General features: G+C 62.8%; 14 protein-coding genes. 5 read left to right on the forward strand and 9 right to left on the reverse strand.

Features of this window, described 5'->3' with window-relative positions; translation table 11 throughout:
- Nucleotides 1–334 precede the first annotated feature (334 nt).
- Nucleotides 335–814 carry a hypothetical protein gene (locus tag AB4037_RS16200; protein WP_441772203.1) on the forward strand — a complete coding sequence of 160 codons (480 nt, stop codon included), beginning with the start codon at nt 335–337 and terminating at the stop codon, nt 812–814.
- A gap of 27 nt (nt 815–841) precedes the next feature.
- Here AB4037_RS16200 and AB4037_RS16205 read toward each other — a convergent pair whose 3' ends face one another.
- The 5 genes from AB4037_RS16205 to AB4037_RS16225 form a co-directional block, all read right to left on the reverse strand.
- Nucleotides 842–2,026, reverse strand: a complete 1,185-nt coding sequence (locus tag AB4037_RS16205; RefSeq protein ID WP_434958900.1) for a serine hydrolase domain-containing protein — start codon at nt 2,024–2,026, stop codon at nt 842–844.
- Nucleotides 2,027–2,126: 100 nt separating this feature from the next.
- Nucleotides 2,127–3,161, reverse strand: coding sequence for an ABC transporter substrate-binding protein (locus AB4037_RS16210; RefSeq protein WP_441772204.1), 1,035 nt, complete (start codon nt 3,159–3,161; stop codon nt 2,127–2,129).
- Between the two features lie 109 nt (nt 3,162–3,270).
- Nucleotides 3,271–4,071, reverse strand: coding sequence for an ABC transporter permease (locus AB4037_RS16215; RefSeq protein ID WP_441772205.1), 801 nt, complete (start codon nt 4,069–4,071; stop codon nt 3,271–3,273).
- A complete protein-coding gene (locus tag AB4037_RS16220) occupies nt 4,064–4,984 on the reverse strand; it encodes an ABC transporter permease (protein WP_434958897.1) in 921 nt (306 codons plus the stop codon). The genes AB4037_RS16215 and AB4037_RS16220 overlap by 8 nt, the downstream gene beginning before the upstream one ends.
- Entirely contained in the window at nt 4,984–6,111 is a 1,128-nt protein-coding gene (locus tag AB4037_RS16225) for an ABC transporter ATP-binding protein (RefSeq protein WP_434958896.1), read from the reverse strand. The genes AB4037_RS16220 and AB4037_RS16225 overlap by 1 nt, the downstream gene beginning before the upstream one ends.
- 230 nt (nt 6,112–6,341) lie before the next feature.
- Here AB4037_RS16225 and AB4037_RS16230 point away from each other — a divergent pair, with 230 nt between their 5' ends.
- From AB4037_RS16230 to dnaQ, 4 genes are all read left to right on the forward strand, one after another.
- The gene (locus tag AB4037_RS16230) at nt 6,342–6,983 is read left to right on the forward strand and encodes a Maf family protein (RefSeq protein WP_434958895.1); all 642 of its coding nucleotides are present in this window, start codon (nt 6,342–6,344) and stop codon (nt 6,981–6,983) included.
- An 18-nt stretch (nt 6,984–7,001) separates the two neighbouring features.
- Nucleotides 7,002–7,838 carry a shikimate dehydrogenase gene (locus AB4037_RS16235; RefSeq protein WP_434958894.1) on the forward strand — a complete coding sequence of 279 codons (837 nt, stop codon included), beginning with the start codon at nt 7,002–7,004 and terminating at the stop codon, nt 7,836–7,838.
- 321 nt (nt 7,839–8,159) lie between these two features.
- The gene (gene coaE / locus AB4037_RS16240; protein ID WP_441772206.1) at nt 8,160–8,750 is read left to right on the forward strand and encodes a dephospho-CoA kinase; all 591 of its coding nucleotides are present in this window, start codon (nt 8,160–8,162) and stop codon (nt 8,748–8,750) included.
- Between the two features lie 14 nt (nt 8,751–8,764).
- Nucleotides 8,765–9,454: a DNA polymerase III subunit epsilon gene (dnaQ, locus tag AB4037_RS16245; protein WP_441772207.1), complete on the forward strand. Its 690-nt coding sequence runs from the start codon at nt 8,765–8,767 to the stop codon at nt 9,452–9,454.
- A 45-nt stretch (nt 9,455–9,499) separates the two neighbouring features.
- Here the strand turns inward: dnaQ and AB4037_RS16250 are convergent, their stop codons facing one another.
- The 4 genes from AB4037_RS16250 to secB form a co-directional block, all read right to left on the reverse strand.
- Nucleotides 9,500–10,426, reverse strand: a complete 927-nt coding sequence (locus tag AB4037_RS16250; RefSeq protein ID WP_441772208.1) for a DMT family transporter — start codon at nt 10,424–10,426, stop codon at nt 9,500–9,502.
- 149 nt (nt 10,427–10,575) lie between these two features.
- Nucleotides 10,576–11,034: a hypothetical protein gene (locus AB4037_RS16255; RefSeq protein ID WP_441772209.1), complete on the reverse strand. Its 459-nt coding sequence runs from the start codon at nt 11,032–11,034 to the stop codon at nt 10,576–10,578.
- Nucleotides 11,035–11,177: 143 nt separating this feature from the next.
- The gene (locus AB4037_RS16260; protein WP_441772210.1) at nt 11,178–12,179 is read right to left on the reverse strand and encodes a hypothetical protein; all 1,002 of its coding nucleotides are present in this window, start codon (nt 12,177–12,179) and stop codon (nt 11,178–11,180) included.
- A gap of 296 nt (nt 12,180–12,475) precedes the next feature.
- Entirely contained in the window at nt 12,476–12,958 is a 483-nt protein-coding gene (secB, locus tag AB4037_RS16265; RefSeq protein ID WP_434958889.1) for a protein-export chaperone SecB, read from the reverse strand.
- Between the last annotated feature and the right edge of the window lie 191 nt (nt 12,959–13,149).

Consider the following 13,149-nt stretch of genomic DNA (forward strand, 5'->3'; position numbering starts at 1 on the left):
TTTCCGTTCTCTGGCTGCACAGGCACGGCCGCGAAAGATCGGATGATCGGCAAGGGCAGGTATAAACGTTTCCCGGTGCCGAGCATCCTCCGCCGCGGCTATTGCTCTTTCTTATTGAACAAACGTACAACAAGAGAAAGGAGGATGCAATGCTCGTGGCGGCCGGCATGAACGCGGCTGGCCAGGGGCCATCGCGCACCAGGAACGGGCGAGGTGTCGGCTGAGGCGATTTTGCTGTGAATTCACGGGAGGCCGCGCGGGACGGGACGGCTCATCCCTTTGTGGTCTGGCATAGAATGAGGAGGCTTGATCGGCCAGTGCGAGCGGGGTGTGAATGACTGAGGATCTGACCCTATGGCCGCCACGCGATCATCCGGCGCTCGTTCTGCTTTTTTATTTGGCTTTCAGCCTGCTGGGCATTGCCCTGGCCTCGCTCATGGCGGCGCTGGTTCACGTCGGCGTGGCAGCGCTGCAAGGGGGAAAGCTCTTCCCCTTGAATCTGCAAGAAGCCTTCCCGGTCGAGACCCCAGTCGCGACTCTGGCCGCGCTGACGGCGATGTTTGGCGTCATTCCCGCCTTGCTTGTCAGGGGAGCCGTCCAACTGATTGGATGGAGGTCGCCCTGGCTTTACATCGCCGCAGCCGCGGCTTTTGCTGTCGCCGCGTATTTCGAGACTATCCGCACCGCGCAGATTTTGTCAGAGGATCCCGATCTTGCCATGAATGCCACGGGTTTCGGCACGCTGGGTGCATCGTGCGGCCTGGTGTTCTGGCTGGTGGCGGTGCGGCTGCCGACCGGTCTTGCGAGGCGATGAGCCCGTCCAGACCGGCCGGCCATACCCTTAGACCCTCGTAGCCAGGGCCTCGAATAGCTGGAGATTGAGCTTGTCGGTCGCATCGTCCACCGGCTCGGGCTGCGAGGACAGCTTGACAACAACCACTTCGGTGGCCGGGTTCACATAAAGCCACTGGCCATGAATGCCGATGGCCAGGAAGGCGCCATTGGCATAGCCGGTCTGATACCATTTATTGCGGTAGCGGCCCTGGCCAAGCAGATGCACGAAGTCGCCCCGCTGCCAGGCCTCGCTGCTGCCGCCCCGGCAGGTGTCATCAACCCAGGCCTGCGAGACGATACGGGTGCCCTCCAAGCTGCCGCCTTGGCGCATCATTTCGCCGACACGGGCAAGATCCCGCGCGCTCATGCTTATGCCGCCCGCGGCGCGGGCCGTGCCCCCGGCATCGACCGTGACGGTGCCATCCTGGCGGGCGCCGAGTTTTTGCCACAAGCGGGAGGAGGCGTAATCGGCGTAGCGTTCGCCGCTGGCCCGTTCGACCACGATGCCGAGCAGATCGGAATTGGGCGAGCGGTAGCGGAAGGGGCCGCCATGCTCACCAACGCCCTTGGGCATGGAGGCGATGAAGCCGAGCAACGTTCCGGGATCCTGACCCGGCGCCGAGGGATTCCACAAGGTGGCACGCCGATAGCGAGCGAATTCGCCGGCGGGATCGAGATAGGCTTCCTCGAAAGAGAGGCTGACGCGCATGTCGAGCAGGTGGCGCACACTGGCATCGGCAAAGGCCGAGCCGGCGACTTCGGGCACATAGTCGACGATAGGAGCTTCGGGATCGAGCCGGCCTTCGTTCTCTGCGACACCGGCGAGGATCGCGGTCAGCGACTTGGAGATGGAAAAGACGATGTGCCGGCTCGCGCTGGTGAAGTGCGGGGCGTGGAAGTCAGCAACGAAGCGGCCTGCCTTCATCACCACCAGGGCGTCGGTGGACGTCTGCGCCAGGATGTCGGCGAGGGAACGGCTGTCGCCGTCGATCGTCAGGATTTCACGCAGCAGACCGGAGGGATCGGCGTCCGGCGTCTCGTGCCCGGCGGCTTCGGCGGCAATCCGCGCAGTCGGCACCAGTTCGGAGACGTTGCGGAAGGCCCAGACATTCCAGGGCGCCTGGCGCCAATTGCTGAGCTGTACGGCATCACGGCGAAAGCCGTAGGCGGTTTCGAAGGCTGAAAGAGGCATGATGATCGATAAAATGAGGCGGCTGGAGCGAAAGGAGGGAATGTCGAGGGCCCTCCCCCTTTGTAAGAGGGAGAGGGCTTGATGCGTCGAAATGCGGCCCTTACTTCTGCAGCTCGGTCCAGATCTTGCTGTAGAGCTCGGTCACCTCGGGCGGGCAGGCATGCGAGAACTCGGCGGTCTTCATGACCTCTTCCGGCACATTGACCTCCGGTGCGTCCTTCATGTCAGCAGGCATGAACTTCTCCGAACCGGCGATGCCGTTGGCATAGCGATGGAAGGCCGAGTTCAAGGCGGCGTTTTCAGGATCCATCATGAAGTTCATGAACAGCTTGGCGTTCTCGACATTCTTGGCTTCCTTCAGCACGACGATGTTGTCGCTCCAGAGCTGCACGCCCTCTTTGGGATAGCCGTAATGGATCTGCGGGTGGCCCAGGCGCTGGCGCAAGGCCGAGCCGTTCCAATCGCTGGAAGCCTTGAAGTCGCCGGCACCCATCTTCTCGATTGTGTTGTATTCCATGGCGATCCAGTTCGGCTTGGCCTTGACCAGGGTGTCGCGCACCTTCTTGAGCAGCGCCTTGTCGCCGTCGCACATCTTGCCGCCATTGTAGCGCAGGGCGGCGTGGATGACGTCGTTCATCTCCGGCACGACATTGGTCTTGCCCTTCAGCTCGGCCGGCGTGTCGAAGATGATGCCCCAGGTGTTGATGTCACCCTTGTAGACGTCGGTATTGACCACGACACCGACCGTGCCCCAGGCCCATGGCACCGAATATTTGCGGCCGGGATCGAAGGGCGGATCGGCCCACTGCTTGGCGACGTTCTTGAAGTTCTCCATCTTGGAGGGATCGACCTCCTGGACTAGGCCTTCAGAGATCCAGATCGGGATGAAGTTCTGCGAGGGCATGGCGATGTCGTAGCCCGTGCCGCCCTGGCGCACCTTGGCGAGTGCCGTGTCGTTGGAGTCGTAGTCGGTGATGGTGACCTTGACGTTGTATTTCTGCTCGAACTTCTTGATCATCTCAGGGCTGGTGTAGTTGCCCCAGTTGAAGATGTTGAGCGCGCCCTCCGCGCTGGCGAGGCTCGTGGATGCGAGCAGCGCCAACGCGGCGGCCGTGGCCGTGGATTTCCAGTTCATCTCTGTCTCCCGTTACAAAGCCGGGGCACCGGCTTGAGCTCTATTGCCCCCAACCTGAGTGGCGATGCGGCGGCCGGGCGAAGATGCGAGCTTCGCTCCGCCCGGCGCATCAGTCTTTCTTCCTGCTGATGAAGAAGAAAATCGTGACGATGACGACGGATAGCAGCAGGAAGACCGTCGACAGCGCATTGACTTCGGGTGTGACACCGCGGCGCAGCTGGCCGAGCATGTAGGTCGGCAGCGTATCCTGGCCACCGGATTTGACGAATTCGGTGATCACCACGTCGTCGAGCGAGGTGACGAAGGCCAGCATCAGGCCGGCGAGGATGCCAGGCCAGAGCAGCGGCAGCGTCACGCACCGGAAGGTTCGCCATGGCGTGGCATAGAGATCGGCGGCCGCGCGCTCCAAAGTCAGGTCCATGCCCTCCAGACGTGCCCGGATCGGCAGATAGGCGAAGGGCACGCAGAAGGCCGTATGGGCGGCGATCAGATAAGCCAGGCCATCATAGCCGGTGACGATCTTGATGCGGGAGAAGAAGATCAGCAGCGCCACGCCGGTGACGATTTCCGGCACCATCAGTGGCTGGTTGATGGCCGAATAGGTGAAGGTGAGTCCCCGATAGGCTTCGGTGCGCGTGGTCGCCAGGGCCGCCATGGTGGCGCAGATGGTGGAGAGCACCGCGGCGACGGTGGCGATCTGGAAGGAGCGCAGCGTGGCGTCGACCACCTGGTCGTTGTTCCAGGCCGCCGTGAACCATTTCAGCGAAAAGCCACCCCAGGTGGAGACCGATGTCGCTTCGTTGAAGGCATAAACAACCATCACCACGATCGGCAGATAGAGCAGCACGAAGCAGAGGAGCGCGATGGTGGTGAAGCCGGGCTGGCGGCGGATGGAGAAGGGCTCAGCCATGTTTCACTCCCGAACCGCCGGTGTTGCGCACATAGACCAGCAGCGCCACCATCACGATCGCCATCACCGTGATGGAGAGCGAGGCACCCAGCGGCCAGTTGCGGCCCTGGCCGAATTGCAGCTCGATAAGGTTGGACAGCATCATGTTCTTGCCGCCGCCGAGCAGGTTCGGCGTGACATAGGCGCCGAGCGCCGGGATGAACACCAGGATGGAGCCGGCGACGATGCCGGGCTTGGTCAACGGCACGATGATGCGGCGGAGTACCTGGAAGCGGCTGGCATAGAGGTCATAGCCCGCTTCGACCAGACGGAAGTCGAACTTTTCCATGCTGGCATAGATCGGCAGCACCATCAGCGGCAGATAGACATAGGCCATGCCCGCCAGGATGGCGGTATCGGTATAGAGGATCTGCAACGGCGCCGAGATCACGCCAAGCTTGATCAGCATCGTGTTGAACAGGCCCTCGTTCCGGATGATCTGCAGCACGGCGAAGGTGCGGATCAGAAGATTGGTCCAGAACGGAATGGTGATCAGGAACAGCCAGAGGTCACGCCGGTTGGCCGGTCGCGTCGAGATGAAATAGGCGGTGGGAAAGCCGAACGCCAAGGTGACCACCGTGGTCATCAGCGCCAGCTTCACCGAGCGCCAGAAGATGGTGAGGTGGGCGCTGGCCAGCGACAGCGTGTCGTCGAACATGTCGCGTTCGAAGAACACCGAGGTCCAGGCCTCCGTGGAGAAGTTCCATTTCACGTCGCCATAGGGACCGGGCTCCAGGAAGGAATAGATCAGCACGATCAGGAGCGGGCCGGTGGCCGCGAGCAGGATCACCAGCAAGGCGGGGGTGGAGAGCAGCCAGCGATTGCGGATTTCGCTCCGCCGGGCTTTGGATGCGATTTCGGCGGCCTCTGCCATCAGTCCCTCAACACCCGGGCTGTGCCTTCGGCGAAGACCACGCCGGCGCGCTGGCCCGGCTGGAAGCTCTCGCTGGAGCCGGTGAAAGTGTCGCCGCCTGCGGCCTGAGCGCTTGTATTCTGCCGGCGCACGGTGAAGCGGGGCCCGTGATCGAGACGCAGGTGAAAATGCGTATCGGTGCCGAGATAGACGACATTCTCGACCGTACCGGCCAGGAGAGCGTCTTCGCCGGTGGTGAGCTGCGCATGTTCGGGACGCACCACCAGCCAGGTCTTGTCGGCGGGCTGATGCCCGTCGCTGAGGCCGGCCTTGATCTCGCGCCCCGAAGGCAGCTTGACGCGCGCCTGGGCGCCGTCGCGGCCCAGAAAATCGGTTTCGATGAAATTGGTCTCGCCGATGAACTCGGCGACGAAGCGCTCGGCCGGCGTGTCGTAGATGTCGCGCGGGGCGCCCACCTGCAGGATCCGCCCGGCGGACATCACTGCGATACGGTCCGACATGGCCAGGGCTTCCTCCTGGTCATGCGTGACGAAGATGAAGGTGATGCCGGTCTCGTGCTGCAGGCGCTTGAGCTCGAGCTGCATCTCCTTGCGCAGCTTGTAGTCGAGTGCCGACAGGGGCTCGTCGAGCAGCAGCACCTTGGGTTGGGGCGCCAAAGCGCGCGCGAGGGCGACACGCTGCTGCTGGCCGCCGGAGATCTGGCTGGTCTTGCGATCGGCCAGGTGCTCCATGCGCACCAGGCGCAGCATCTGCGCAACGCGTGCCCCGATTTCGGCCTTGGGCTTGCCCAGCATCTCCAGGCCGAAGCCGATATTCTCGGCCACCGACATGTGCGGGAAGAGGGCATAGCTCTGGAACACGGTGTTGACCGGCCGCTTGAAGGGCGGCAGGCTGGCAATGTCTTCGCCATAGAGCAGGATCTGCCCGGAGGTGGGGAAATCGAACCCTGCGATCAGGCGCAACAGCGTGGTCTTGCCGCAGCCGGATGGTCCGAGCAGGGTAAAGAACTCATTCTGGCGAATGGATACGCTCACCGTATCCAGAGCGACGAAGGCACTGTCGCCAGCGCCGAAAACCTTCCGCACATCGCGAACTTCGATTGAATTGACAACCGTTCCGTCCGGCACGCACAACCCCTCATCTGCCTTGGCTCGCGGCCAGGCTCGTCTCGGTTCATTTTTCTTGGCTTTCGATAATGTGATCACAATATCGGCTGGTTTGCAACGGGCCGGTGTGCAGGATTTTCAGGCAACCCCTGCGGCTGAAAGCAGCGATCATGCGGCATTTTTGGCCGCTACCCTACGCAAAAGCCGGATGGGCTGCTAAGGCAAGGCAGAAAAACGGGATTTTCAGACCAATGAAAAAAGTTGACGGTCGGGCTCAGGATCAAGCTGCCGGAGTATCAGCGCGCTTTGTACTGGCCTCCAAATCCGCCATTCGCGGCGAGATGCTGAGGGCGGCCGGGCTTGCGATCGAGACGATCCCGGCAGCGATCGACGAGCGTGGCTTCGAACGCCGATGGCAGGCGGACAACCTGGCTCCCGACCGGGTTGCCGAGGCACTCGCCCGTGAAAAGGCTCTGGCCGTTTCGCGCACCGAGCCGGGTGCCGTGGTGATTGGCGCCGATCAGACCATGGCTTTGGGCGAGCAGCGCTTTTCCAAGGTGGCCACGCTGGCGGAGGCCCGCGACAAGCTTCTTGTTTTGCGCGGGCGGTGCCACGAACTCCATTCCGCCTATGCCCTGGCGAGGGATGGAGAGGTTCTGGCGAGCGGCGTTGCCAGCGCCCGCCTCACCATGCGCAATTTCTCAGATGCCTTTCTCGACGATTATCTTGCCCGAGCGGGAGAGTCGATCCTGGGCAGCGTCGGCTGCTATCAGCTCGAAGGGCTGGGCGTGACCCTGTTCGAGGCCATCGAGGGTGATTATTTCACCATTCTCGGTCTCCCCCTGCTGCCCCTGCTTGCCACGTTGCGCGAGCATGGTCTTGCGACTGCCTGAGCCTTTACAGGACACGCCATGAAACGCGCCTTCGTCGTCGGCTATCCCATCTCCCATTCACGTTCGCCGCTGATCCACGGTTTCTGGCTGAAGGAGCTGGGCATTCAGGGCAGTTACGAACGCATCGCGGTCGAGCCGGCCGCCTTCCAAGCCTTTGCCACCACGCTGGCCGATCGGGGCTTTACCGGCGGAAACGTCACCGTGCCGCACAAGGAAGCGGCCTTCCGCCTTGCCAGCGTGGACGATCCTGTCGCGCGCGACCTCGAGGCCGTCAACACGCTCTGGTTTGAAGACGGCGTGCTCAAGGGCATGAATACCGATGTCGCCGGCTTCCTTGCCAATCTCGACCAGGAGGCCCCAGGCTGGAGCGATAATCTGAGGCGGGCAGTCGTGCTCGGTGCCGGCGGCGCGTCCCGGGCCATTCTCTACGGCCTCATCCAGCGTGGCGCCGCTGAGATCCTGCTGATCAACCGCACGCTGGAACGCGCCGAAGCTCTTGCTCGCCATTTCGGCTCGAAGGTGAAGGCGCTGGCCTGGGACCAGGCCGAAACCGCTCTCGAAGGGGCCGATCTCCTGGTCAATACCACCTCGCTCGGCATGAAGGGCCAGCCGCCGCTCGATCTCGACCTCTCGCACCTGCCGAAATCGGCGTTGGTGACCGACATCGTCTATGTGCCGCTGGAGACGCCGCTGCTCGCTGCGGCCCGGCGGTTCGGCCTTGCCACGGTGGATGGGCTCGGCATGCTCCTGCATCAGGCTGTTCCCGGCTTCGAGCACTGGTTCGGCGCCAGGCCCGAGGTGACGCCGCAATTGCGGGCGCTGGTGCTGGCGGATATCGAGGCGCAAGCAGGTTGAACTCGATCGCATCCATGCATTCGATCGAGTTCAATCCGCAAGATATGAAACGTTTGCAGAATACGCGCGCTTGCCCACGAATGGGGATGCGCGTGTATTCTGCCGGGGGATGGGATTTTTCGGGTGATCCCTGCCTGGCGACAGGCTTCAATGTGATCACGATGCGCGGACATTCGTGTCCGTGTCCAAAGCGTTTTACGATGAGAACGTCTATTTCTAATCGCAGAAGAGCTCTAGCCAATCCGTTGGATTGGCCTGGAAACAAAGAGTTGGAGCGAACAAGCGTTCAGTCATGAATGCGTTTTGCTCTAGGAGGCGATGATGACCTTCGTTCTTGGCCTGACCGGCTCGATCGGCATGGGCAAGTCGGCAACGGCGGCGATGTTCCGGGCGCGCGGCATTCCCGTGCACGATGCCGATGCCACCGTCCATCGTCTTTATGCCGGACCGGCGGTGGCCGCCGTGGAGGCCGCCTTTCCCGGCGTGACCGTGAAGGGCGTAATCGATCGCGCCAGGCTCGGGCGGCAGGTATTCGGCAATGCCGAGGCGATGCGGACCCTTGAGGCGATCGTGCATCCTCTCGTGCATGCCGCCGAACAGAATTTCCTGGCGTCGGCTCGTGACAAGGGGGCGAACCTTGCCGTGCTCGATATCCCCCTGCTCTATGAAACCGGCGGCGAGCGGCGCTGCCGGGCGGTCGCGGTGGTCTCGGCTCCTGCCCGCATCCAGCGCGAGCGCGTAATGGCGCGTCCCGGCATGGACGAGGAACGCTTCGCCATCATTCTGGCTCGGCAGGTGCCGGATGTGGAAAAGCGCCGCCGCGCCCATTTCATCATCGATTCAAGCAGGGGTCTCGACTTTGCCCAGAATCAGGTGGATGCCATAATCACAGCCCTGTCCTCCATCGCTTGAGTCGGAAGCCTTTCATGCGCGAGATCATCCTCGATACTGAAACCACCGGCCTTGATCCCAATGAAGGGCATCGGCTGGTTGAGATCGGCTGTGTGGAGATGCTCGACCGCAATCCCACCGGCGCCACCTGGCACAAATATTTCAACCCCGAGCGCGACATGCCGGTGGAGGCCTTCAACGTGCATGGGCTTTCCGCCGAGTTCCTGTCCGACAAGCCGCTCTTCGCCGAGCTCGCCCAGGAATTCGTCGATTTCATTGGTGACGCCCATCTCGTCATCCACAATGCCGGCTTCGACATGCGATTCCTCAATGCGGAGCTGAAGCGCGTCAACAAGGCTGTCTTGCAGTTGGACCGGGTGGTCGACACCCTGGCCATGGCCCGGCGCAAGCACCCCGGCGCGCGCGCTTCGCTCGATGAACTGTGTCAGCGCTACGGCATCGACAATTCCAAGCGCGTCAAGCATGGCGCCTTGCTCGACGCCGAGATCCTGGCCGAGGTCTATATCGAGCTGACCGGTGGACGCCAGACGGCGCTCAGCCTTGCTTCGGCCTCCGCCGCCATCGTCGCCCGCGCCGGCGGCGGCGCGGTCAGGCCCCGCCCCAAAGGATTGCCATCGCGCATCAGACCCGAGGAACTGGCCGCCCACGAGGCCTTCATTGCTGGCCTGGGCGAGAATGCCTTGTGGAAGAAATATGCACCGTGACGGGGCTGGTGGGTTAACGGTCTGAAGATCGGCCCTCTGCTCGCCTCATGCTGCGCGCAGGCGCCTGAAAAGACGTCCGTCGATCGCCACCAAAGCCAGGCCGATCAAGGCCATCCCGGCAAAATGCTTCAGTTCGAGCCTTTCTCCGAGAACGAGTGCGCCGAGCAGGATGGCGCTGATCGGGATGAGAAAGGTCACCAGGGCCAGATTGGTGGCGCCTGCCGTGGTCAGGATGCGGAAATAGAGGACATAGGCGAGCGCCGTGGACAAGGCGGCCAGGGCGAGGATTGCCGCCCAGACCGTCAGACCCGGCATGGCCAGCGTCCAGGGCTGGTCGACGAGGATCGCAACCGGCACCAGTATCAGGGTAGAAGCCGTGACCTGCCCGGTGGCGGTGACCATCGGCGCGACGCCGAGGGCTTTGAAGCGGCGGCCGAAAATAGCGGCGAGCGCGTAGGAGATGGCAGCGCCGAGCACGGCACATTGCGCGGCAAACTGCGCGCCCAGGTCCGCAAGGGCCTGGGGGCCAACCATCAGGGCCACGCCCGACAGTCCGATCATCACGCCAGCGAGGCGATTGCCGGTCATGCGTTCTTCCGCCGTCAGGAAATGGGCGGCGATTACCGTCCATAGGGGCGTCGTGGCATTGAGGATGGCGGCAAGGCCGGAGGCGATCTCGGTCTGGCCCCAGACGATCAGGCAGAAGGGCGTGACGTTGTTGAGCAGGCCCATGCCGAAAAAGGCGGCCCAAAGGCGAGGTTCACGCGGCAGGGATTGGCCGTGGAACGACAGGACGGCCAGCAGGATGAGTGCGGCGAGGCCGACGCGCAGCAGGACAATGGTGAACGGCGGTAGGGCCTTGATCGCGATGCCGGTGAAGAAGAAGGACCCGCCCCATAGCAGCGAGAGAGTGAGCAACAGGCCCCATTCGACGGGCCCCATCGGGTTATTGGGAGTGGCAGGTCTCGTCATGGTGCAGATCCGAGAAGCGGGCTTTCTCAAGATCTGCAGCACCGGCCGGGCCGATGCCACCCGCTTCCTGCGATTTCATGCCGGGTTGCAAAAAGACCAAGCCATCGAAGACACGTTTCCCCGGGAAGAGCCGGTCCTGGTGAGAAGCTTCAGCGGGGTTCGACCTGCAGGGAACGGCCACGCCAAGTGTAGCTCGCCCTGTCCACCAGACAATAGAGACCGTGGAGCGTTACCGGGCGTCTTGGTTCCGTCTTGGGCAAGACGGTTAATTCCGCCCTGGCGCAGTCCGCTTCGGCGGGCACCGCTGTGGCGGTGACGTCTGGCAGCTGCGGATAGGGTTCGCTGTAGCGATATTGCCGGGCCGCTGGCTCGGTGCCCAGCACCGACAGTAGCGTGCTCAACACGGCGGAACTGCCGGTTTCGGAAATACCGGCCTCGCCGAGCGCCTTCATCAGGGCGTTCCGGCTCTCCCGTTCCAATTGAGGGGAGGCCGGCAGCACCGCCCTTCCGTCCGTCGGGGCGAGCAACAGGACGAGTATGAGGGCGAAACCTGCGCGAAAGTGCCACCGCTGTCGTTCGGAGGCGCGTCTTGCAAGGGTTCCAGGCATGCCAAGCCAACTCCGTGATGGCGTATGAGAGGGAAGAATCGCTTCTATGTCCACCCTTGCGGTGAACCGGTGTCGGCTTTCATTCATCGCAGCGTGCCGGCGCCGATGAGCGTCATGGCGACGTGTCAGTATGTTCGAAGGTATCAGTCGCCAATGGCGAACAGAGCGTAGCCCGAACCCTCCCGACCATCGCGCCGGACTGCAAGGCGGCGGCCATCGGCGGACCAGGCCGCTTCCGTGGCAAGCCTGGGGACGGCAGCGTTGATGAGGCGCTGGCCGGTCCTCATGTCCCAGATCTGTAGAATACTGTCTGCCTCGACCGGACGCAGGATCAGTGACAATCTGCGTCCATCCGGCGACAGCAGCAGCCAGTTGGTCGAAATCTGCTGCTTGGCAATGCCGAGATCGTGGCTCGATCTGCGGCCATCGGCCTGCACGATCTCGATCACGCCCTGGTTGGCGCGGACCACCGCCGTGGTGCCGTCGGGCATATTCACCGGCATGTCGCTGGAGCTGAGCGCCTTGTTCCAGTTCACCTGGCCCCGATCGATCTTTTCTCCCCCGATCGTCCAGGCTCTGGTGAAAAGCCGAAACCGCTGATTGTCCGGGTCGAACTGGCCGAAACCGGAACGGCTCGTCGGGATGTCGTCCATCGGCTTCTCCCACCCGGGATCGCCACTGGTCAGGGGCATGAGCCTGAGGGTCGCCGCCACCTGTTCCGTGGCGGCCGCTTTGCCTGGCTGCGGCACGGCCATCACGGCATGGCGACCATTCCAGGAGAGCAGGATGGCGCCGTTGAGGCGGCCCTCCTCGAAGTCGCCCAGCGGGGTACGGCGCAGAATCATGCCTGATTTGGCCGACACTTCCAGCAATGTATAGCGTTGGGGAATGACGCCGGCAGCGGTAGCCGGCTGGGTTTCGGTCATCGCCAAGGCCAGGCGATCGCTTTCGCCTTCGAACGCCATGGCCGGATTGTTGAGGCTTCTGCCGTCGAACAGATTCGAAAATTCATAGGCGGCGATGCAGCCGCTGCGGCGGAGCCAGACGTCGAGGAGGCCGCAACTGCGTAGTTGCTGGCCGACGAGATAAATGCCGCCACCGGCAAGCATGGCCGCGGCAAGGCATCCGACGATCAGCCGCCGCATTCCCAAGCCAATTCCTCCTGCCTCCGGTCCTTGCGTCTGCGGAGTGCGGCCGGATGATCGACATCCGATCCTGAAGCAAAGCGCGCTCATGACTGAACGCTTGCCTGCTCCAGCTCATTGTTTCCAAGCCAATCCGTCGGATTGGCTAGAGCGTCTTTGCGATTTGAAGGGATTCATTCAAATCACAACGCACTTTAGCGCGGCTTCGGGAATGGCACTTGTTTCACAACATACCGGCGGCGCGTCGAAATCGCGCCGCCGGTCCTGTCCAGGAGAGTTTCGCAGTCCGGCGATCGTCAGGCCTGACCGACGGTCGGCTGGCTCTGGGCGAGGCGGTTGCGGTAGAGCGCTACGAAATCGATCGGGTCGATCATCAAGGGCGGGAAGCCGCCATTGCGCGTGCAATCGGCGATGATCTGGCGGGCGAAGGGGAAGAGCAGGCGCGGGCCTTCGATCATCACCATGGCGTGGACATTGTCTTCGGGAATGCCGGCGAGACGGATCACCGCGCCGTAGAGCAGCTCGAACTTGAACAGAGTGTTGGCGCCCTCGCCGGCGCCGCCCTCAATCGAAAGCTCCACTTCATAGTCCGGGCCGCCGAGCGGCTTGCCGTTGACGTTGACGGTGAGCTGGATCTGCGGCGAGTTCTGCAAATTGCCGAGCGAGCGCGGTGCGTTCGGGTTCTCGAAGGAGAGGTCCTTGATGTATTGCGCCAGCACGTTGAGGGCGGGCTGGACTTCCTGCGCCTCTTCGGGGCCGTTCTGCTGTTCGTTCGCCATTTCGAGTTCCTTGTGGGTGTGCAGCCCTTGGGCCGAAGAAAAAACCGCTCCGGAGCGCCCCATGGTTCGGCAAGGCCGCCCAACCTGGCAGTGACGCATCAGAACAAAGGGCTAAAGCAAGGCTCGCTCCGGCTTGGACGCGCCATACTCTAGGAAAGGTAAACCAGTAACCGGCCGATCATGGCAGGCCA

The organism is Labrys sp. KB_33_2 (assembly GCF_052114505.1).
Taxonomy (GTDB): Bacteria; Pseudomonadota; Alphaproteobacteria; order Rhizobiales; family Labraceae; genus Labrys.